The 21,302-nt window shown below is 66.6% G+C and carries 19 protein-coding genes and 1 pseudogene; 6 read left to right on the top strand and 14 right to left on the bottom strand.

Annotation, left to right across the window (positions count from 1 at the left end; translation table 11 throughout):
* From L1787_RS08920 to L1787_RS08935, 4 genes are all read right to left on the bottom strand, one after another.
* Entirely contained in the window at positions 1 to 1,503 is a 1,503-nt protein-coding gene (locus tag L1787_RS08920; protein WP_235708451.1) for an amidohydrolase family protein, read from the bottom strand.
* A gap of 82 nt (positions 1,504 to 1,585) precedes the next feature.
* Complete coding sequence (gene otnC / locus L1787_RS08925; RefSeq protein ID WP_235708452.1) at positions 1,586 to 2,233, bottom strand: 3-oxo-tetronate 4-phosphate decarboxylase; 648 nt, start codon at positions 2,231 to 2,233, stop codon at positions 1,586 to 1,588.
* Complete coding sequence (locus L1787_RS08930) at positions 2,230 to 2,700, bottom strand: SixA phosphatase family protein (RefSeq protein ID WP_235708453.1); 471 nt, start codon at positions 2,698 to 2,700, stop codon at positions 2,230 to 2,232. The genes otnC and L1787_RS08930 overlap by 4 nt, the downstream gene beginning before the upstream one ends.
* A complete protein-coding gene (locus L1787_RS08935; protein WP_235708454.1) occupies positions 2,700 to 3,542 on the bottom strand; it encodes an AAA family ATPase in 843 nt (280 codons plus the stop codon). The genes L1787_RS08930 and L1787_RS08935 overlap by 1 nt, the downstream gene beginning before the upstream one ends.
* Before the next feature lie 395 nt (positions 3,543 to 3,937).
* Between L1787_RS08935 and dksA the strand changes: the two genes are divergently transcribed.
* From dksA to recA, 3 genes and pseudogenes are all read left to right on the top strand, one after another.
* Complete coding sequence (gene dksA, locus L1787_RS08940; protein ID WP_235708714.1) at positions 3,938 to 4,354, top strand: RNA polymerase-binding protein DksA; 417 nt, start codon at positions 3,938 to 3,940, stop codon at positions 4,352 to 4,354.
* Positions 4,355 to 5,181: 827 nt separating this feature from the next.
* Positions 5,182 to 6,402: pseudogene (locus L1787_RS08945) on the top strand (ATP-binding protein); the annotation flags it as partial.
* Between the two features lie 108 nt (positions 6,403 to 6,510).
* The gene (gene recA / locus L1787_RS08950) at positions 6,511 to 7,617 is read left to right on the top strand and encodes a recombinase RecA (protein ID WP_235708455.1); all 1,107 of its coding nucleotides are present in this window, start codon (positions 6,511 to 6,513) and stop codon (positions 7,615 to 7,617) included.
* A 138-nt stretch (positions 7,618 to 7,755) separates the two neighbouring features.
* Here recA and hydA read toward each other — a convergent pair whose 3' ends face one another.
* The 7 genes from hydA to L1787_RS08985 form a co-directional block, all read right to left on the bottom strand.
* Positions 7,756 to 9,210 carry a dihydropyrimidinase gene (gene hydA / locus L1787_RS08955; RefSeq protein ID WP_235708459.1) on the bottom strand — a complete coding sequence of 485 codons (1,455 nt, stop codon included), beginning with the start codon at positions 9,208 to 9,210 and terminating at the stop codon, positions 7,756 to 7,758.
* Between the two features lie 138 nt (positions 9,211 to 9,348).
* Positions 9,349 to 9,990, bottom strand: coding sequence for a flavin reductase family protein (locus tag L1787_RS08960; RefSeq protein ID WP_235708460.1), 642 nt, complete (start codon positions 9,988 to 9,990; stop codon positions 9,349 to 9,351).
* Positions 9,990 to 10,913, bottom strand: a complete 924-nt coding sequence (locus L1787_RS08965; protein WP_235708462.1) for an N-carbamoyl-D-amino-acid hydrolase — start codon at positions 10,911 to 10,913, stop codon at positions 9,990 to 9,992. Before L1787_RS08965 ends, L1787_RS08960 begins: the two co-directional genes overlap by 1 nt.
* Positions 10,914 to 10,922: 9 nt before the next feature.
* The gene (locus tag L1787_RS08970; RefSeq protein ID WP_235708463.1) at positions 10,923 to 11,588 is read right to left on the bottom strand and encodes an amino acid ABC transporter permease; all 666 of its coding nucleotides are present in this window, start codon (positions 11,586 to 11,588) and stop codon (positions 10,923 to 10,925) included.
* 9 nt (positions 11,589 to 11,597) lie between these two features.
* Complete coding sequence (locus tag L1787_RS08975) at positions 11,598 to 12,302, bottom strand: amino acid ABC transporter permease (RefSeq protein WP_235708464.1); 705 nt, start codon at positions 12,300 to 12,302, stop codon at positions 11,598 to 11,600.
* The gene (locus L1787_RS08980; RefSeq protein WP_235708715.1) at positions 12,302 to 13,027 is read right to left on the bottom strand and encodes an amino acid ABC transporter ATP-binding protein; all 726 of its coding nucleotides are present in this window, start codon (positions 13,025 to 13,027) and stop codon (positions 12,302 to 12,304) included. Before L1787_RS08980 ends, L1787_RS08975 begins: the two co-directional genes overlap by 1 nt.
* 37 nt (positions 13,028 to 13,064) lie before the next feature.
* The gene (locus L1787_RS08985) at positions 13,065 to 13,910 is read right to left on the bottom strand and encodes a transporter substrate-binding domain-containing protein (protein WP_235708465.1); all 846 of its coding nucleotides are present in this window, start codon (positions 13,908 to 13,910) and stop codon (positions 13,065 to 13,067) included.
* A 240-nt stretch (positions 13,911 to 14,150) separates the two neighbouring features.
* Between L1787_RS08985 and L1787_RS08990 the strand changes: the two genes are divergently transcribed.
* The gene (locus tag L1787_RS08990; protein WP_235708466.1) at positions 14,151 to 14,558 is read left to right on the top strand and encodes a DUF4112 domain-containing protein; all 408 of its coding nucleotides are present in this window, start codon (positions 14,151 to 14,153) and stop codon (positions 14,556 to 14,558) included.
* A 123-nt stretch (positions 14,559 to 14,681) separates the two neighbouring features.
* On the opposite strand, the gene alaS is transcribed toward L1787_RS08990, so the two are convergent.
* A complete protein-coding gene (gene alaS / locus L1787_RS08995; protein WP_235708467.1) occupies positions 14,682 to 17,327 on the bottom strand; it encodes an alanine--tRNA ligase in 2,646 nt (881 codons plus the stop codon).
* 119 nt (positions 17,328 to 17,446) lie between these two features.
* Between alaS and L1787_RS09000 the strand changes: the two genes are divergently transcribed.
* On the top strand, positions 17,447 to 18,154 hold the full coding sequence (locus L1787_RS09000; protein WP_235708468.1) for an aspartate/glutamate racemase family protein: 708 nt from the start codon (positions 17,447 to 17,449) through the stop codon (positions 18,152 to 18,154).
* A gap of 132 nt (positions 18,155 to 18,286) precedes the next feature.
* Positions 18,287 to 18,727: a type II 3-dehydroquinate dehydratase gene (gene aroQ / locus L1787_RS09005; protein WP_235708469.1), complete on the top strand. Its 441-nt coding sequence runs from the start codon at positions 18,287 to 18,289 to the stop codon at positions 18,725 to 18,727.
* A gap of 15 nt (positions 18,728 to 18,742) precedes the next feature.
* Here aroQ and L1787_RS09010 read toward each other — a convergent pair whose 3' ends face one another.
* On the bottom strand, positions 18,743 to 20,065 hold the full coding sequence (locus L1787_RS09010; RefSeq protein ID WP_235708470.1) for a DUF3754 domain-containing protein: 1,323 nt from the start codon (positions 20,063 to 20,065) through the stop codon (positions 18,743 to 18,745).
* Positions 20,066 to 20,112: 47 nt separating this feature from the next.
* Positions 20,113 to 21,300: a vWA domain-containing protein gene (locus L1787_RS09015; protein ID WP_235708471.1), complete on the bottom strand. Its 1,188-nt coding sequence runs from the start codon at positions 21,298 to 21,300 to the stop codon at positions 20,113 to 20,115.
* Between the last annotated feature and the right edge of the window lie 2 nt (positions 21,301 to 21,302).

The following is a 21,302-nucleotide window of genomic DNA, read 5'->3' on the forward strand; positions in this document are numbered from 1 at the left end:
TCAAGTCAGCATTGCGATACGGCATGGACCTGTCTCGGAGGAAACCACGCGGCGCACCATGGCCTTGAGGCCCGGATAATACCGTTCCGCATTGGCGAGCGCGGCCTGATTGTCGCGGGCAAGACGGGCCGCCCGCTCGCGACCTTCGGCGAGGATTGCAGCGCCGTCGAAGCCCGTCGGCTTGCCGTCCGCAAGGACATGGCGCCCGTCGACGAGGACGTCGCGCACGCTGGAGCCCGACTCGTAGAAGACGATCTGCTGCGCGATCTCGCCGCGCGGTGACAGTGCGACCGTCGCCCCGTCGAGGATTACGATATCGGCGAGCTGGCCCGCGGCGAGGACGCCCGCCTGCCCGGCCCGGCCGAGCGCCGACGCACCGTTGACGGTCGCCATGCGCAGCGCCGAGGGCGCCTTCAGCCAGCGATCGGGGTCGGGATCGGTGACGCGGGTGAGAAGCGCGGCGAGGCGCGTCTTCTCGAACATCGACATATGGCCGGTGTTGAGCCCGTCAGACCCGAAGGCGACCGGCACGCCCGCCTCGATCAGCCGCAAGAGGGGCTGAATGCCGGAGCCGAGAATGAGATTGCTCGCCGGATTGTGCACCACGTGAACGCCCGTCTCGGCCGTCTTCTCGAGGTCGGCGTCGGTGAACCAGACGAAATGGGCGAACGACGAGCGCGGCCCGGCGAGCCCGCAATCGGCGAGATAGGCGACGAAGCCGTCCGGGGCGCGGCCTTCGGCCATCGCCCATTGCGTCTTCGCCTCCATCAGATGGGTGTGGTTGCCGATCCCGTGCTCGGCGCAGAAGGCCCCCGCGCGGCGCAAGAGGGCGTCGGTGCAACGCTGCGGACTGTCGACGCCGAGCATCAGGTCGACGCGCGGATCGTCGGCCCAGCGGGCGGCGACCTCGGCCATCATCTCGAAATAGGGATCGTGCGGCTGCGGGCCGGAGGGAAGCTCGGCTCGCAGCGCTGCCGGCATTTCCTCCTCCGTCAAAGGCAGTGTCTCGACGAAGGGGATGTCGGAGAACATCGGCGCGACGGCAGCGCGCACGCCGGCATCGCGATAGCCCGACATCACCGCATCGAGGATCTCGGCGCTATGGCGCGGGCGATGGGAGAAATGATCGAGACAGGCGGTCGAGCCGGTGAGGAGCATCTCGAGCGCCTGAACCTGGGCCGAGACATAGACGTCCCGCGCATCGCGCGCGCCCGCGCTCAGAATCGCGCCGAGCATGAAGACGTCGAGCGGATCGGTGTCGACGGAGCCCTTCAGGAAGGCGGCGTAAGAGTGGGTGTGGCAGTTGACGAGACCCGGCATCACCACGCGGTCGCGCCCCTCGATCTCCCGGACCTCGGCGCCCTCCGGCGGCGTGAAGCCCCCGGCCGGCCCGGCATAGGCGATGCGGTCGCCTTCGATGAAGAGGTCGCCCGGTTCGACGACGGTGTCGTCTTCGTCCAGTGTGACGAGGGTTGCACCACGAATAGCCGTGAAAGCCGCCATAGGGTCTCCGCAATGGGTCTGTGCCGCGAACGGCGGCGAGGTCACGTGCCGCGCGGGGCGTCGCCGCCCCGCCGTTCGGCGATCAACTCGGGAAGTGGTGGTCGAGCTCGGCGAGCTGGTCGTGCGTCAGCGCGTTGACCGGCCGCCCCTCGGTGAGAAGGCGCAGCTTCGCCGTCTCCTCGAGCTCCTCGGCGATCGCGACCGCGTCCTCCAGCGACTTGCCGGCGACGACCGGGCCGTGATTGGCGAGGAGCATCGCGTGATAGGTCGCGGCACGCTGGCGCACCTCGTCGGCGAGGCGCATGTCGCCGGGCCGCACATAGGGGACGAGCGGGAGGCGGCCGACCTTCATGTGATGATAGGCGGTGAGCGGCGGCAGCGCGTTCTCCGGATCGGTGTCCGCGAGGATCGAGACGGCCACCGAATGGGTGGAGTGCAGATGCACCACCGCATTGGAGCTCGCCCGCTCCTCGTACATCGCGAGATGCAGGAAGGTCTCCTTGGACGGCTTGTCGCCGGAGATGGGCCGGCCGTCATGGCCGACGAGGGAGAGCCGCGCCGGGTCGAGCATCCCCATCGAGGAGTTGGTCGGGGTGACGATGATCCCCTCGTCGGTCCGCACCGAGATGTTGCCGGTCGTCCCGTGGACATAGCCGCGCAGATAGAGGAGCTCGGCGAGGCGGACGATGCGCTCGCGCAGCTTGGTCGTTTCGGAGAGGATCGCAGTCACGGCGTCACCAGTCGGTCGAATTTCGCGGTATCCAGGCCGAACCCCATGGTGAAGACGGCGGCGGATGCGGTGGGAAAGCCGCCTTTCAGCGGCGCGGCGGCCGGGTCGGCCCCGGCGAACTCGAGCGCCAATCCGTGAACCGACGGATTGTGCCCGACGAGGAGGACGCATTCGCCGCGCGTGTCGCGCACCGCCTCGCGCAGCTCCGCAATCTCGGCTTCGTAGAGATTGCGACGAACATGAACGAGGCAATCGCCGCCGAAATGGCCGAGCATCGCGGCGAAGGTGTCCCGCGTGCGGCGGGCGGCGGAACACAGGACGACATCCGGCACCAGCCCCGCCTCGGCGAGCTGACGGCCGACGAGCTCCGCGTCGTTCACGCCGCGCGTTTCGAGCATCCGCTCGAAATCGGGCTTGCCCTCGCCCCGTTCCGCCTTCGCATGGCGCATGATGACGATGTGGCGCATCAGCGGCGAGCCCTATCCAGAAAAGCCAGTCGTTCGAAGAGGTGGACGTCCTGCTCGTTCTTGAGGAGCGCGCCGTGGAGCGGCGGCAGCACCTTGCCGGACGCGCGTTCGGCGATCACCTCCGGGTCGAGGTCCTCGACGACGAGAAGCTTGATCCAGTCGAGAAGCTCGGACGTCGACGGCCGCTTCTTGAGGCCCGGCGCCTCGCGCAGCTCGAAGAACGTCTCGAGCGCCACCTTGAGGAGGCGCGGCTTCAGCTTCGGGAAGTGGACCTCGACGATCTCGGCGAGCGTCTCGGCGTCGGGGAACTTGATGTAATGGAAGAAGCAGCGGCGCAGGAAGGCGTCCGGCAGCTCCTTCTCGTTGTTGGAGGTGATGAGGACGATGGGCCGGGTCTGCGCGGCGACCCGCTCGCCGGTCTCGACGACGGAGAACTCCATGCGATCGAGTTCGAGCAATAGGTCGTTCGGAAACTCGATATCCGCTTTGTCGATTTCGTCGATCAGGAGCACCGGGCGGTTCGGCGCGACGAACGCCTCCCACAGCTTGCCCCGGCGGATATAATTAGAAATATCGGTGACGCGAGGATCGCCGAGCTGGCTATCCCGAAGGCGGGCCACGGCGTCGTATTCGTAAAGGCCCTCACGCGCCTTGGTCGTCGATTTGATGTGCCATTCGATGAGCGGGGCGCCGAGCTGATCGGCCACTTCGCGGGCCAGCACCGACTTTCCGGTTCCGGGCTCCCCCTTCACCAGCAGCGGGCGTTCGAGGGCGATCGCGGCGTTCACGGCGATTTGCAGATCTTTCGGCGCGACATAGGTGTCGGAGCCTTCGAAGCGCATGAAGAACGAACCTTGGTGTGAGGGACCCGAGTTCGGCCGTGGCCGGATGGCGAACCGCCCCGCAGGCGGTCGAGCCATGAGTTTATGCCCTCGATTTCAAAGTCAAGTCTTCGGCGCATCGTTCGCGCTGCCGGGCGCCTCTCGGCCAGCGGCCGGGCTATTCATCCACCGTGCTTCACAACTTTGTATAATTTGTGGCCAACGTCTGGACCTCGGGGCGGAAGGGTGGCAAACGGTCGAGTTTGGCGTGTCATCAGTCGCCCCTCCGTGCCGTAACTTTTTTGGCAAAACTCCTTTAATGTTCGGTAATTGCAGCACTCTTCCTGTTGCAATCGATGCGGGAGGGTGTATAGCGGCAACGCTGACGGGGGAGCGTGCCGCCGATGAGTACCGTGATGGAAGAAGGGATCGACGAGGTCTATCGTCCGTCAGAGGACGAGCCGTTCATGAACGATCGGCAGCAAGAGTATTTTCGTAAGAAATTGCTAGACTGGCGTTCTGAGATCCTACGCGAAGCGAAGTTTACTCTAGAACAGTTGGCCGAGCGGGAACGAAATCATCCTGACTTGACCGACCGAGCGACGTCCGAAGCGGACCATGCAATCGAATTGCGGGCCCGCGATCGCCAACGCAAGCTGATCGCGAAGATCGACGCTGCGCTGGCGCGCCTCGACGATGGCACCTACGGCTATTGCGAGGAGACGGGCGAACCGATCGGACTGCGGCGTCTCGACGCTCGGCCGATCGCGACACTGTCGATCGAGGCGCAGGAGCGTCACGAGCGACGCGAGCGTATTCACCGCGACGACTGACAATTCCAAGCCGCGGCGCCACGGCGCCGCGAATCGGGCATAATCGACCGATGGTCGATCAGATGGCATCAGGGGCGCCACGCAACAGCGTGTCGCCGACACGCTTGGAAACCGGGTGGCCGACGGGTCTCGCTTTTGGCGGCCTCGCGGTCGCTGCGGGCAATGTCGCGTTCGCCGGTCCCGATATGGTGACGATGGGCGCGTCGGCCCTCGCCCTCGTGGCGGCCGGCGTGAGCGCCTGGCGCGTCGTGCGTCCTGCGACGCCGTTTTATCGCATCGACGATCTCGACAAGCCGGTCGCCGTCACCACGCTGTCCGGCACCCTCGTCGCGACCAACACCGCCTTTCAGACGATGATGGCGGCCCGCGCGCGGCCGGCCCATCCCGATTCCCTCGCCGACGGTGACGCCGCGGCCCTCGCCCTCTTCAGCCTGCGCCGCCGGGCGATTGCGGAGGGCGCGGCCGACGGGTTCATCCCGCCATCCCTCCTCGCCCGCCTTACGCGCCAGGAAGGCCACCTCATCCACGTCTTCGAGGACGGCGCCGCCCCGGAGGCGACCGCCCCGCCGATCGACGCCGCGGTGGTCGACATCTTCCCGGCCGCCGCCGTCATCGCCGACAAGGCGGGCAAGATCGTTGCCGCCAACGCCGCCTATCGCGCGCTCGCGGGCGGGGGGGAGACGCTGGACGACGGCCTCCAGGTCGACGAGGCGAGTGTCGCCCGCCTCGTGACGCAGGCCGAGGAGCGCCTGTCGAGCCGGCTCGACGCCCCGTTGCGCAACGCGCCCGAGCGCCGTGTGCGCCTCTCGGCGAAGCCGTTTCCGGGCGCCAAGGGCCGCGTGATCATCTCCGTCTCCGACGTCACCGAGCAGTCCGAGCTCGAGGCGCAGATCGCCCAGAGCCAGAAGATGCAGGCGATCGGCCAGCTCGCCGGCGGCATCGCGCACGATTTCAACAACGTGCTGACCGCCATCATCGGCTTCTCCGACCTCCTCCTCCAGAGCCACCGCCCGTCCGACCCCGCCTTCCGCGACATCATGAACATCAAGCAGAGCGCGCAGCGGGCCGCGGGCTTGGTGAAGCAGCTCCTCGCCTTCTCGCGCCGGCAGACCTTGCGGCCGACCGTTCTCAATCTGAACGACGTCGTCGCCGACCTCTCGATGATGCTCGACCGCCTGCTCGGCGAAACGATCCACCTCGAGATCAGCTACGGCCGCGACCTGTGGCCGGTCCTCGCCGATCTCAGCCAGATCGAGCAGGTGGTCATCAACCTCGCGGTGAACGCGCGCGATGCGATGAAGGGCGGCGGCCACCTCACGATCCGCACGCGCAATGTCGTGCACGGCACGGCGACCACCGGCGACGACGAGGCGATCGAGAGCGACGCCGTCCTCATCGAGATCGAGGATGTCGGGACCGGAATGCCGCAGGAGATCCTCGACAAGATCTTCGAGCCCTTCTTCACCACGAAGGCCACCGGCGAAGGCACCGGCCTCGGCCTGTCCACCGTCTACGGCATCGTGAAGCAGACCGGCGGCACGCTCTCCGTCACCAGCGAAGAGGGCAAGGGGACGACGTTCCACGTCTACCTTCCCCGCAGCGAGGGCGAGACGCGGATCGCCAATGCCGGCGACGAGGCGCGCCCCGCCGGTCCCCGCAGCGCGAATCAGAATGCCGATCTCACCGGCAGCGCGACTTTGCTGCTCGTCGAGGACGAGGAGGCGATTCGCGCCTTCGCCGCGCGGGCCCTCTCGGCGAAGGGCTACAACGTGCTGTCCGCCGCATCCGGCGTCGAGGCGGCCGAGATCTTCGAGGAGGAAGGCGCCAACATCGATTTGTTGTTGACCGACGTGATCATGCCCGAGCTCGACGGGCCGAGTCTGGTAAGACAAATCCATGCGGTTCGGCCCGACCTGAAGGTGATCTTCATGTCGGGCTATGCCGATGGCGCGTCTGTGGATGAATTGGGCGACGCTCAATTCCTACCAAAGCCCTTTACGCTCAAGGCGTTGGCGGAGGCTGTGAAGCGGGAATTGGGACGCGGATAGCGTTAACGCAATTTTAAGTTATCGAACAGATTGCGAACGTCGGGACTTTGTGCGAGACTTGGCTTCAACCGGAATGGGTATAACGCGATGAAGCGTAAGGGAAATAGCATGGCGCAGTCAGACCTACGTCTGGTTGAGGGGAGCTCGGTGGACAAGAGCAAAGCGCTCACCGCCGCGATCTCGCAGATCGAGCGTTCCTTCGGCAAAGGCTCCATCATGAAGCTCGGCGCAGGCTCCACCATCGAGGTGGAGACGGTGTCGACGGGTTCCCTCGGCCTCGATATCGCGCTGGGCATCGGCGGCCTGCCGAGAGGCCGCATCGTCGAAATCTATGGACCGGAGTCCTCCGGTAAGACGACGCTCGCGCTTCACACCGTCGCCGAGGCTCAAAAGAAGGGCGGCATCTGCGCCTTCGTCGATGCCGAGCACGCGCTCGACCCGATCTATGCTCGCAAGCTCGGCGTCCAGGTCGACGACCTTTTGATCTCACAGCCCGACGCCGGCGAGCAGGCGCTCGAAATCGCCGATACGCTGGTCCGCTCCGGCGCTGTCGACGTTCTCGTCATCGATTCGGTCGCCGCGCTGACGCCGCGCGCCGAGCTCGAGGGTGAGATGGGCGACCAGCTCCCCGGCTTGCAGGCCCGGTTGATGAGCCAGGCGCTCCGCAAGCTGACGGGCTCGATCGCGCGCAGCCAAACGATGGTGATCTTCATCAACCAGATCCGCATGAAGATCGGTGTGATGTTCGGCTCCCCGGAGACGACGACGGGCGGCAACGCGCTGAAATTCTACTCCTCGGTTCGCCTCGACATCCGCCGCATCGGCTCGATCAAGGATCGGGACGAAGTCGTCGGCAACCAGACCCGCGTCAAGGTCGTCAAGAACAAGCTCGCTCCGCCATTCCGCGAGGTCGAGTTCGATATCATGTACGGCGAAGGTGTCTCCAAGCTGGGTGAGCTTCTCGATCTCGGCGTGAAGGCCGGCATCGTGGAGAAATCCGGGTCGTGGTTCTCCTACGATTCGCAGCGCCTCGGTCAGGGGCGTGAGAACTCCAAGCAGTTCCTGCGCGACAATCCGGAGATCGCGAACACGATCGAATCGGCGATCCGGCAGAATGCCGGCCTCATCGCCGATAAGATCGCCGGCATCGCCGACCCCGATCCCGAGCAGGACATCCCGCCCGACGAAGACGGCGTCTTCCCCGACGAGGCTTGATCGCCGGCGCCGTTCCCCGGAACATCCGGCCCCGGAACGGCGCGATCCATCCTGAACCGACCGAACGCCGTGCGGGGCTCCCTCGCGCGGCGTTTTCGCATTGCGCGGCGGCCTCCGGCCGTCACGCCGCCGGCACGCTCAGAGCAGCTTGGCGCCGAAATTCGTCTCCGGCGTCAACTCCGGCGGGAGCGCAGCGGAATAGCCGGTCCAATCGAACGCATCGCGCTTCAGGAAGGCCCCGTCGCCCCGCGCGGCGTGGAGCGTCCCGTTCGACATCGCGACGCGGCCGCGTGTGATCACCGTGACCGGCCAGCCGGTGATCGTCATCCCCTCGAAGGGGGTATAGTCCATCGCATCGTGCATCCCGGCCTGGGTCACGGTCCGCGTCTCCTGCGGATCCCAGATCGCGATATCGGCGTCCGATCCCACCGCGATCGTCCCCTTCCGCGGATGAAGACCGAAGATCTTCGCCGCGTTCGTCGCCGTCAGCGCCACGAAGCGGTTCAACGACAGGCGGCCCTTCAGAACCCCTTCGGAGAACAGGAGCGGGGCGCGCATCTCGATCCCCGGCATCCCGTTCGCGACCTGGTTGAACGCCGGATTCGGCCCGGCCGCGAGCTTGGAATCGCCATAACGATAGGGCGCGTGATCGGACGACCAGAGCTGCAGGTTGCCGGCATGGAGATGGCGCCAGAGATCGGCCTGGGTCTTCGCGTCCCTGAGCGGCGGCGAACAGATGAACTTCGCCCCCTCGGGATCGGGCCGGTCGAGATCCTCCTTGGTGAGGAAGAGATATTGCGGGCACGTCTCGCCGAAGATCGGATGGCCGTCGGTGCGCGCGCTCGAGACGAGCCGCGCCCCCTCGTCGGTCGACACGTGCACGATGAGGAGCGGCGCGCCGACGAAATTCGCGAGCCGGATGCCGCGATGGATCGCCTCCACCTCCGCCGTCGCCGGATGGCTCACCGCGTGATATTTCGCCTGCTTGTAGCCCTTCGCGACGAGGTTTTTCACCATCCACTTGATCATCGCGTTGTTTTCGGCGTGCGTCATCGTCAGCGCGCCGTGCTCGCGTGCGGTCACGAGGATGTCGAGCATCATCTCGTCGGAGACGACCATCTTGTCGTAGGTCATGAAGACCTTGAAGCTCGTGATCCCCTCCGCGAACGCGTGCGGCAGCTCCTCCTTCAACACCGTGTCCGTCGGGTCGGTGATGATGAGGTGGAAGGAATAATCGAGCACCGATTTCGCCGCGCGCTCACGATAAAGGGCGAGAACGTCGTGGACGGATTGGCCGCGCTGCTGGGCGGCGAAGGGGATGATCGTCGTATTGCCGCCGAAGAGGGCGGAGACGCTGCCGGAGAGATAATCGTCCGACGTCATCGCGCCGGACGAGGATTCCTGCTCGATATGGCAATGCGACTCGATCGCGCCGGGCAGCACCAGCTTGCCGGACGCGTCGATCGTCTCCGCGCCGTCCGGCAGGTCCTTCGCGATCGCCGTCACGATGCCGTTCTGCACGCCGACATCGGCAGCAAAGGTGTCGGACGCGGTGGCGACGGTGCCGCCTTTGATGACGAGGTCGAAGGTCATGGCGATTCTCTCGGTGCAGGCGGAAGGCCGGGACTGCGTTCACGCGCCCGTCTCGGCGACGCGGGTCACGCATTTATCGAGCGCGCGCGCCGGTGCGGACAAGGCGCGACGCGCGCAAAGGTGCGGCCGGAACGCGCTCTAGCCGTCGGCCTTGGTCGTTTCGGCGAGGGTCGTCCAATCGGGGATCGGCAGATCGTAGGGTTCGCCGAGCCTTGCATAAGACGTCGCGTGGAGGCGGGCGACCGGATCCCAATGGGGCACGGTGAGGCGCTTGGTGTCGGGATCGAACAGCCCGTCACGGGCGGCGATCGCCTTCACCTCCCCCATCAGCAGCGAGCGGGCGGGCCCGACCTCGACGATCTGATAGACCGCGCACTCGAGCGCGATCGGCGCCTCCGCGATGCGCGGCACGGCGATCGTCACGCCGGGGGCCGTCGTGAGCCCGACGGCCTCCGTCTCACTAATGCCGGGCGGGAAGGCGGCGGCGGTCTCCACCATCTTCGGCGCCAGCGCGTGGTCGGCCAGGTTCACCGTGAAGGCTCCCGCCGCGCGTGCGTTGACGAGGGTGTCCTTCTGGGCGCCGCCTTCGCGCAGATCGAGGCCGACGATCACGAGCGGCGGCGTCTGGGAGAAGACGTTGAAGAAGCTATAGGGCGCGGCATTCACCGCCCCCGTCTCGTCGACCGTGGTGATCCAGGCGACCGGCCGCGGAACCACCGCGGCGCACAGCATCTTATAGCGCTCCTGCGCCGTCAGCGCGTCGCACGTGAAGACGGCCATCAGGCGCGCTCGACGCCGGTCTGGGACGTGATGCGGCCATAATGCTCGACCCGGCGGTGCCGCTTGAAGTCGAAGATCGTCTCCTTGCCGAACACCGTCTCGTCGAGATCGCAGACATAGTCGATCAACTCGTCCCCCTCGGTCTTCGATTCGGCGACCACCTTCCCGTTCGGGTCGACGATGACGCTGCCGGCGAGGAGTGGATGCCCGTCTTCGTCGCCCGCCTTCGCCACCGCGACGACGAACGTCGCGTTCTGATAGGCGCCGGCCTGGAGGACGAGGCGGTGATGGAAGAGGCGCTCTTCCGGCCCCTCCTGCCCCTTCTGGCTGTTCACCGAAGGCGTGTTGTAGCCGAGAATGACCATCTCGACGCCCTGAAGGCCCATCACGCGGTAGGTCTCCGGCCAGCGGCGGTCATTGCAGATGCACATGCCGATCACGCCGCCGAGCGCGTCCCACACGGGAAAGCCGAGATCGCCAGGCTCGAAATAGCGCTTTTCGAGGTGCTGGAAGGCGCGGTCGGGGTCGAACTCGTCGTGCCCCGGAAGGTGCACCTTGCGGTACTTGCCGACGATATTGCCCTCGCGATCGGTCAGGATCGACGTGTTGAAGTGATGCCCGTCGGGCGTCAGCTCGGCGTAGCCGAAGGAGATCGCGATACCGAGCGCCTTGGCGCGGTCGAACAACGGCTGCACGGCCGCGTTCGGCATCTCGGCCTCGAACCAGGTGTCCACCTCGGCCTGGTCGGTCATGTACCAGCGGGGGAAGAAGGTCGTGAGGGCGAGCTCGGGAAAGACGACGAGATCGCACGATTTGCCGGCCGCCTCTTCGAGCAGCGCGATCATCCGGGCGACGACGGCCTCGCGGGATTCGGCTTTCTGGATCGGGCCGAGCTGAGCGGCGCCTACATGAACGGGTCTCATAGTGGGTCCTTACGCGGCGATGCGGCGTTCGAGGCGGCTGACGAGCCGCACCAGAGGCCACAAGATCACGAGATATATGCCAGCCGCCGCCACGATGGGCGAGGCATTGTAGGTGACGGAGCGCGCCATATCCGCCTGATAGAGCAATTCGGCGAGCGAGACGACACTCGCGATCGAGGTGAGCTTCACCACCTCGACCGTGTTCGAGACGAGATCCGGCAGCACGTTGCGCACGGCCTGCGGCAGGACGACGTAGAGCATCGTCTGCCCCGCCCCGAGCCCGGTCGAGCGTGCCGCTTCGGACTGGCCACGCCCGATCGACAGGATTCCGGCGCGATAGATCTCGCCATAATATGCGGCGTTGTTGAGGAGGAAGGCGATCGCCACCGCCTCGAACGGGGACGGCCGGATCCCGGCAAAGGGCAGCCCCGCATAGACGAAGATCAGAAGGACGATCGGCGGCAGCGCCCGGAAAAGGTCGACGAAGGCGATCGACGGCCAGCGCACGATCCGCCGCTCCGACAGCGACAGGAGTGCCGCCCCGATCCCCGCGAGAAGGCCGATCGGGATGACGACGAGGCAGATCAGCCCGGTCATCACGAGCCCTTCGAGAAGCATCGGCCAGGCTTGGCGCATGATGTCGAAATCGAAGAATTGTTGGCGAATCGCATCCATCGTTGGGCCTCAGGCGTGCCGCCATTTGAAGCGGCTCTCGAGCCACCGCGCGACGACGACGAACGGCAGGAACAGGATCACATAGGCGATCGCCGCCATCATCAGCGGCGTCGCGCTGCCGGAGAAGGATTGCGCCGTCGTCGCCGCGCCGAGCACGTCGGACAGGCCGATCACCATGCCGAGCGCGGTGGATTTCGTCACCGCGATCGCCCGATTGGTGAGCGGCGGCACGGTGAGTCGCACCGCCTGCGGGAGGATCACCGACAGGAGCGTCTGCGTGAAGCTGAGCCCCGTGGAGCGCGCCGCCTGCCATTGGCCGGGCGCCACCGAGAGGATGCCCGCCCAGAAGATCTCTTCGGCGAACGCGGCGAGGGCGAGGGTCAGAACGATCCAGATCACCGCGAAGGCCGAGAGCGACACACCGACATTCGGCAGGCCGAAATAGGCGATCAGGATGAGAACGAGCGGCGGCAGCGCCCGCAGGATGTCAGCGAAGCAGACGATGAGGACGTTGAGCGGCCGGACGCGATAGGCGCGCAGGCAAGCGAGCGCGAGGCCGAGAAGAATGCCGCTGACGACGACGAGAACGGCGAGCTGGAGCGTCACCACGAACCCGTCGAGGATTGCGGGCAGATAGCGCTCCATCACCGCTGCGTTGAAGTAGGTCTCGATGAAGCGCTCGCCGGGCGTCATCGTCGTCGCCGCCTCGTCCATCAGTGTTTCACCCGCGACAGGAAGGCTTGCGTGCGCGCCTCGCGCGGAGCGCCGAACACGGCCGATGGCGGCCCCTCCTCCACGATGACGCCGCCGTCCATGAAGACCACGCGGTCCGCGGCCTCCGCGGCGAAGCGCATCTCGTGACTGACGACGAGCATCGTCATCCCCGCCGCCCGCACCTTGCGCATCACGTCGAGAACATCGCCGACGAGCTCGGGATCGAGCGCCGAGGTCGGCTCGTCGAAGAGCATCACCTTCGGCTCGAGCGCCAAGGCGCGGGCGATCGCGACGCGCTGTTGCTGGCCGCCCGACAGCTCGGCGGGATAGGCGGCGGCCTTGTCGGCGAGGCCGACGTCCGCGAGCGCCGCCATCGCTTTCTCCCTCGCCGCGGCGCGCGACAGCCGCGAGACCTTCACGAGCGCCAGCGTCACGTTTCCGAGCGCCGTCTTGTGCGGGTAGAGATTGAAGGACTGGAACACCATGCCGATCCGCCGGCGCGCCTTGTTGAGGTCGACGCTGGGGGCCGTGATATCCTCCCCCTCGACGATCACCGCCCCCGAGGTCGGCTCTTCGAGGCGGTTGCAGCAGCGCAACAGCGTGCTCTTGCCCGATCCCGAGGGCCCGATGAGAAACACCATCTCACCGGGCTTCACCTTGAGGTCGATGCCCTTCAGAACGTCGAGCGGGCCGTAGCTCTTATGGAGCGCGATCAATTCGAGGATCGAGCCGCGCTCCGCTCTCGCGTCGCTCACGAGCCGGTCAGCCGCAATCGAGCTCGTGCTCGGTCTCGTCATAGCCGGCAAAACCCGGCTGCCCGAAGCCCTTGAGGGGCGTGACCGGCGTCGAGCCCTCCGGAGGGGTCACGCCGAACCACTTTTCCGAAAGCGCGGCGATGGTGCCGTCGGCCTTCATGCACTCGATCACGCGCTCGACCTTGTCGCGCGTTTCCGCGTCGTCCTTGCGGAAGGGCATCCCCCAGACGAGGCCGGTCGAGTGGAGATAGGACAAAGCGAGCTGCGGGTTCTTCTTCACCGCCCAGGCCGAGACCGTGTTGCCCGCCACATTGGCATCGGCGCGGCCGGCGAGCACCGCCTGGATCGCGTCGGTGTTGGTGCCGTAGCTCTCGACGGTCCAACCGATCTCATCGGCGAGACTACGCACCCAGGCATCGTAGGCCGAGCCCTTGTTGACGGCGATCGTCTTGCCTTCGAACTGCGCGAGGTCGGTGAACTCCTCCGTGCCGGCCTTCACCACGAACTGAAAGTCGGTGTCGAGATAGCCCTCGGAGAAAAGCACGTTGTCGGCGCGCTCCTCGGTGATCGTCGTCGGGGCGACGATGAAATCGTAGGTGCCTGCCTGCAGGCCCGGCAGGAGGCCCGAAAATTGCGCGGCGGTGATGTCCATCTCGACGCCGAGACGTTCGCCGATCTCGTTCGCGAGGTCGACATTGAAGCCTTCAATACCGCCGCCGAGCTTGGGCATCGCGTGCGGTGCGAAGGTGCCGTCGAGGGCAACTTTGTAGGTGTCCTGCGCGCTCGCAGTGCCGACGCTCGCCATCAAGGCGAGGCCGCAGACCGAAAGCAGGACGCGCCGAGCCATCGTCATGGAGTTTCTCCCTGTGACGTTTATCCGTCATGGGGGGACTAGCGAAAGCCGTGCCAATCCATACATTTTCATAGATCTGGCGAAAACAACGGCGAAACGCGACGCATCGCGGGCCGATCGGTCCGGCGACAGGCGGCGTTCGACCGTGCGGCGCTGTGCAATCCGCGGCCAGGCCGGTCACGCGCCCTGGGAACCTATTCCCCGCGTGCCGTATTTCCACATGGCAAGGAGAGGTTGACCATGGCGCGAACGATCACGTTGGACCGTTTGAACGGCGACCGGGCCTTTGGTGACCGGAATCGCCGCACCCCGTCGAGCGAAGAGCTCGACAATATCGCTCATTGGCTGGACTCGAAGTTCAGCATTTTCGGCATCCGCTTCGGTATCGAGCCCATTTTGGGCATCGTGCCGGGCGTCGGCGATCTCGTCGGCCTCGGGATGTCGAGTTATCTGCTGCTTCAGGCGTATCGCATGGGCGTGCGCAAGCGCACGATGGCGCGAATGATCGCCAACGTCGCAGGGGATACCGTATTCGGCTCGATCCCCGTTCTCGGCACGGTCGTCGACGTGTTCTGGAAGGCGAACCGGGCCAATATGCAACTTCTGAAGCGCGACCTCGAGCGCGGGAATCTCCGCTCCCGCACCTGACGCCGCTCATTCTTCGCCTCTGCGCCTGACGGCGCTTAGTGCACGGCGAACGAAAAAACGGCCCCGGAGACGGGGCCGTTTTGCTGTCTGGCCTGCGGCGTAGCGGCGGACGACGGGGGCGCGTCAGCCCTCCATCGCGGCGGCGATGGCGGCGATCGCCTCGTCCGCCTTCGCGCCGTCGGGGCCGCCTGCCTGGGCCATATCGCGGCGCCCGCCGCCGCCTTTGCCGCCGAGCGCTTCCGACCCGGCCCGCACCAGGGCGACGGCGTCGAAGCGTTCGGCAAGGTCGGGGCTCACCGTCACGACGACGCTGGCGCGGCCTTCGGCCCGGCCGACGATCGCCACGACGGCGGAGCCCGCCGCCTCGCGCGCCTCGTCCGCGAGACCCTTGAGCGCCTTGCCCGGAAGATCGTCGACCACGCGACCGACGAAATTGACGCCCGCCACCGTCTTCGCAGCCTCGGCCTTCGAGGGACCGGCGAGGGCGAGCCGCTTCTTCGCCTCTTCGAGATCGCGCTCCAGCCGGCGGCGTTCCTCCACGAGGGCCTCGACGCGGGCGGCCGCATCGTCGGGCGACACGCGCATCGCCGATGCCACGGCGCGCAGCCGGTCCCGCTGGTTCGCCATATACTGGCGCGCCGCCTCGCCGGTTAGCGCTTCGATCCGGCGCACGCCTGAGGACACGGCGCTCTCGTCCGTCAGCACCACGAGGCCGATATCGCCGGTGCGGCGCACGTGCGTGCCGCCGCACAGCTCGACCGAGAAGCGGCGGTTGCCGTCGCGCCCCATCGAGACGACGCGGACCTCGTCGCCATATTTCTCGCCGAACAGCGCGCGGGCGCCCGATTCCATCGCCTCATCGATCGCCATCACGCGGGTGTCGACTTCGTCATTCTCGCGCACGCGGGCGTTGGCACCGATTTCGACGGCGGCGATCTCCTCCGTCGACATCGGCTTGGCGTGGGAGAAGTCGAAGCGCAGGCGCTCCGGCGCGACGAGCGAGCCCTTCTGGGCGACATGATCGCCGAGCACGCGGCGCAGGCACTCGTGCAGGATGTGCGTCGCGGAGTGGTTGCCGCGGATCGCGTCGCGGCGCTTGACGTCGACCGTCAGCGTCACCGCGTCGCCGACGGCGAGCTCGCCCGCCTCGAGCGCCCCGCGATGGACGAAGAGCCCGTCCGCCACTTTATGCGTATCGGTGATCACGAACCGCGTGTCGCCGACGCTCGCGACGCCCTGGTCGCCGACCTGGCCACCCGATTCGCCGTAAAACGGCGTCTGGTTGAAGACGAGGCGCGCCTCGGTGCCGGGCGTCAGCGTCTCGACCTCCTTGCCGTCGACCACGATCGCGGCGAGCTGGCCGTCGGCCACCGTCGTGTCGTAGCCGAGGAACTCGGTCGCGCCGGTGCGCTCGCGGATCGCGAACCACACCTTGTCGTCGGCCGCCTCGCCGGAGCCGGCCCACGAGCGGCGTGCCTCTGCCCGCTGCTGCTCCATCGCCGCGTCGAAGCCGGCGCGGTCGACCGTCAGCCCGCGCGGACGCAGCGCGTCCTCGGTGAGGTCATAGGGGAAGCCGAACGTGTCGTAGAGCTTGAACGCCGTCTCGCCGGGCAGCGCGGCGCCCTTGTCGAGCCCCTCAGTCGCCTCCTCGAGCAGCGACAGGCCGCGCGCGAGCGTGCGGCCGAAACGGACTTCCTCCGCCTCGGTCGTCTCCATGATGAGCCCTTCGGCGCGCCGCAGCTCTGGATAGGCCTGGCCCATCTCGCGCGTCAGCGTCGGCACCAGCTTGTAGAAGACCGGCTTGGTCGCGCCCAACAGGTTCGCGTGGCGCATCGCGCGGCGCATGATGCGCCGCAGGACATAGCCCCGCCCCTCATTGGACGGAAGCACGCCGTCGGCCATCAGGAAGCAGGTGGCGCGCAGATGATCGGCGATCACCTTGAAGCTCGGGATCAGCCGCCCGTCCGCGTCGCGCGCATCGGTCCCGATCGCGTCCTCGGCGGCGGCGATCAGCGCGCCGAACAGGTCGATCTCGTAATTGTCGTGCACACCCTGGAGGATCGTCGCGATGCGCTCGAGCCCCATGCCGGTGTCGATCGAGGGCTTCGGCAGGTCGTGGCGAATGCCGCCGGCCTCCTGCTCGAACTGCATGAAGACGAGATTCCAGATCTCGATGAAGCGGTCACCGTCCTCGTCCGGCGAGCCGGGCGGGCCGCCGGGAATGTGCTCGCCATGATCATAGAAGATCTCCGAGCACGGCCCGCACGGGCCCGTGTCGCCCATCTGCCAGAAATTGTCGGACGTTGCGATGCGGATGATCTTGTGGTCGGGCAGGCCCGCGATCTTCTTCCAGAGCACCGCCGCCTCGTCGTCCTCGGCATAGACGGTCGCAAGGAGGCGGTCGGCCGGAATGCCGAATTCCTTGGTGACGAGACGCCAGGCGAGCTCGATCGCGCGTTCCTTGAAATAGTCGCCGAACGAGAAGTTGCCGAGCATCTCGAAGAACGTGTGATGCCGCGCCGTGTAGCCGACATTTTCAAGGTCGTTGTGCTTGCCGCCGGCGCGAACGCACTTCTGGCTGGTCACCGCCCGATCATAGGGACGGGACTCTGCGCCGGTAAAAACGTTCTTGAACTGCACCATACCGGCGTTGGTGAACAGCAATGTCGGGTCGTTGCGCGGGACAAGCGGGCTCGACGCGACGATCTCGTGACCTTCGCTCGCGAAATAATCCAAGAACTTGCCGCGGATCTCGTTGACGCCACTCACCTGTCGGGGCTCCTCGCTCGTGTTCACTGGCCACGTAGCGACTCGAAGCGAAAATGTCGACGGTTACGTGCGTTGACGCTCCATCCCGCCTCTCTCATCATGCCGTGAGCGGGGCAAATATGGCGATCGGCATGGGCGGCACCATCCTACTCATCAATCCGAACTCCAACCCGGACGTGACGGCCGGCATGGCCGAGGCGGTCGCGCCCCTCGCGCTCCCCGGCGGTCCGCGGTTCGAGACGATGACCCTCGCCTCCGGCCCCTTCGGCGTCGAGACGCAGCGTGACGTCGAGGCCGTGACGCTGCCTCTGCGCGATGTCGTGATCGACCGCGGCGACGTCGACGCCTTCGTCATCGCCTGCTTTTCCGATCCCGGTCTCGCCGTCTGCCGCGAGGCGACGACGCGGCCCGTTCTCGGCATCCGCGAATGCGCCGTGATGTCGGCTCTGATGCAGGGCGACCGCTTCGGCGTGGTGGCGCTCGGGCCGGCCTCGATCAAGCGCCAGTCCCGCGCCTTTCGCGAGATGGGCGTGATGGACCGCTGGGCGGGCTCGGGTCCGCTGCATCTATCGGTCGCGGCGGCGGAGGAAGCCTCGGCCTTCCCGCGCGTCCTCGAGGTCTCGCGCGCTCTCGTGGATGATGGCGCCGACACGATCCTTCTCGGCTGCGCCGGGATGGCACGCCATCGCGCCCCGCTCGCCGACGCCCTCGGGGTGCCGGTGATCGAGCCGACACAGGCGGCCGCTGCCCACGCGCTGGGCCTCGTCCTCCTCACCGCGGGCGCCGCGGCGGAACGCGCCGCCGACGCAGGATCGCGGGCCGCCTGAGGCGGAGACGCGGACGGCACGCCGCTTCCCCCCATCGGCGGATCGGGCTATCGAATCCCGAGCCGCCCAAGACCGACACGAAGAGCGGCGCGCGCCGGCGACGACGCGGTCGACAACGCTCCAAGGATCCCCATGACCACGACGATCATGGTCCTCAACGGACCGAACCTCAATCTCCTCGGCAAGCGTCAGCCGGAGATCTACGGCCACACCACCCTCGCCGATGTCGAGGCGATGTGCGCCAAGCGCGCCGGCAAGCACGGCATGGAGGTGCGCTTCCACCAGTCGAACGCCGAGTATCAGATCATCGACTGGATCCACGAGGCGCGGGAGATCGCGAAGGGGATCATCATCAACCCGGCGGGCTTCACCCACACCTCGGTCGCGATCCTCGACGCGCTGCACACCTTCGAGGGGCCGGTGATCGAGGTGCACATCTCGAACATTCACAAGCGCGAGGCGTTCCGCCACCACTCCTACGTGTCGAGCCGCGCGGAAGCCGTCATCGCCGGATGCGGCACCGAGGGTTACGACCTCGCGGTGCGCCACATGGCCTCGCTCCTCGACACGTAAGCCGGGGCCGGCGGCTCAGATTTCCATCATCTCGGGCTCGGCACCGTGATCGCACAGGTGCCGGGCGTCGTCCGCATCGTCGGATTTCAGGATGTCCTCGAGCCGCTCGGCGCACTCTTCGAGCGTCGGGAAGGTGACGACCCCATTCTCCCGCGTGACGAGCCCATCCTCGACGAGGCGGGAGAGCGAATCCTCGAAGTCGAAGTCGACCTCGACGTCATAGCGCGCCGCGATCATCTCGCAGATCGCGCGCTTGCGGGTCGCGATCTCGCCTTCAGGAACGGTCTTGCCCGCGTTGAAGAAGAGGGCGATCAGATCCTCCTTCACATCCTCCTCCTCGGCGCGGTCGAGCAGGAGAGCGAGCGCGGCGCGATTGTTCGCGAGATTGTGGAAGAAGAGCTTTTGCGACAGCTCCATCATGTAGCGCGTGCGCTGGTTGAAGAAGGTCGAGATCTGACGGCCGAGTAAGCCGATAAATCCGATCAGCGCGCCGACCGCGGCAAGCGGGTTCGTCGCGGCGAGCACCTTGCCGGTGGTCGAGACGATGCCGAAGACGGTGCCGCCGCCGGCGGTCGCATAGAACTTGATCTTGTCGAACGGGCGGAACTGCACCCGGCGCAGCGGGAACAGGATCTGCAGATCATGCCGGGGCATGTCCTTGAACACCTTGACGTAAATGTGCTCCGACTTGGTGTCGGGGGGGAGCTGACGGCGCCGCTTCTCGACCGTCTTCAGCGCCTTGTCCTCGCTGATCCCCTCGGCCTCGGCGATCTCGGCCGCGCGGACCTCATTCGACTTCAGCTTCAGAAAGACGAAGAGGCGGCGATAGATCCGGACGTCATACGTCTCCTTGAGGAGATAGGCCCATTCCGGCCGCCGCGCGGTGCGCGTCTCGTCATAATGGTCGCGCACGAAGACGTGCATCACGTCATATTCGGACAGATCCACCTCGATCCGCAGCGAATAGGGCGAGCGCGCGGACAGCATCTCGGTCAGATCGTCGTTGGAGAGGCGCACATAATTCGCGCGCTGGAGGAGATGACGCACGAGACCGGCGAGCCGGTCGCCCATCGCCTTCCGATCCTCGTCGGCGAATTCGCGGATCTGCATCGTATCCCGGTCCGGGCTGAACGGCAGATAGCAGCGGCGGATCTCCTCGGCGAGGAGGCGATAGCCGTGCCCGCGATGGCGCTGGAGGCGGAGCGCGATCTCGGCGAAGCACGCCTTTTCCGCCTCGCTGCCGAGCGTCTGGCAGAGGGTCGCGATCACCGCCCGGCGGGTCAGCGGAATATAGCGGCTCACCGGCCGTGCGCTCGATCGACGGGTGGTCGCATCCATTCCTCGCCCTCCTTGCGAAGGAGGGATAGCAGCTCGGCGCGCCTCAGTCAGCGCCGCAGGCTGTCGATCGCCCCGTCGAGACCGTCGAGCGTCAGCTCGAACATGCGCCCGCCCATCAGCTTGGCGAGAATTTCGGTCGAGGCCGTGTAGCCCCAAAGATCCTGGCGGACCGGGTTGATCCACGCCGCTTTCGGGAAGTGGTTCAGCAGGCGCTGCATCCACACGGCGCCCGGCTCGGCGTTCCAATGCTCCACCGCGCCGCCCGGCGTCACGATCTCGTAGGGGCTCATCGCCGCATCGCCCACGAACACGAGGCGCGTGTCGGGCGGGAAGGTGCGGATGACATCGAGCGTCGCCGTCTGCTCGGCCCGCCGGCGGCGGTTCGAGGTCCACAATCCCTCATAGACGCAATTGTGGAAGTAAAAATGCGTGAGCGAGCGAAACTCCGACTTCGCCGCCGAGAACAGCTCCTCGCAGACCGCGACATGGTCGTCCATCGAGCCGCCGACATCGAGGAGAAGGAGGATCTTCACCGCGTTCTGCCGCTCGCGCCGGGTGCGCACATCGAGATAACCTTCGCGCGCCGTCGCCTCGATCGTGGCCGGAAGGTCGAGCTCCTCCTCCGCCCCGGTGCGGGCGAACCGGCGCAGTTTCCGCAGCGCGATGCGGATGGCGCGGGTGCCGATCTCGACGTCGCTGTCGAGGTCGCGGAACTCGCGCCGATCCCACACCTTGACGGCGCGGCGGTTGCGGCTCTCGGCCTGGCCGATGCGGACGCCCTCGGGATTGTAGCCATAGGCGCCGAACGGGGACGTGCCGCCGGTGCCGATCCACTTGGAGCCGCCTTCGTGGCGGCCCTCTTGCTCGGCGAGGCGCTGGCGCAGGGTCTCCATCAGCGCCTCGAAGCCGCCGATCGCCTCGATCTTCGCCTTTTCCTCGTCGGTCAGAAAACGCTCTGCGAGCGCCTTCAGCCACTCTTCCGGAAGGTGGGCGATGTCCACCTCCTCGCCCGGCGGCGCGACCGTGGTGAGGCCCTTGAACACGCGGGCGAACACCCGGTCGAAGGCGTCGATCTTCGTCTCGTCCTTCACGAGGATGGCGCGGGCGAGGTGATAGAAGGTCTCGATATCGCCCTCGCCGAGGCCGTTCTCCATCGCCTCCAGCAGCGCGAGATATTCCCGCAGCGAGACTGGCACCCCTTCGGCGCGGAGGCCCTCGAAGAGCGGGGTGAACATCG

Source organism: Acuticoccus kalidii (assembly GCF_021556395.1).
Lineage (GTDB): Bacteria > Pseudomonadota > Alphaproteobacteria > Rhizobiales > Amorphaceae > Acuticoccus > Acuticoccus kalidii.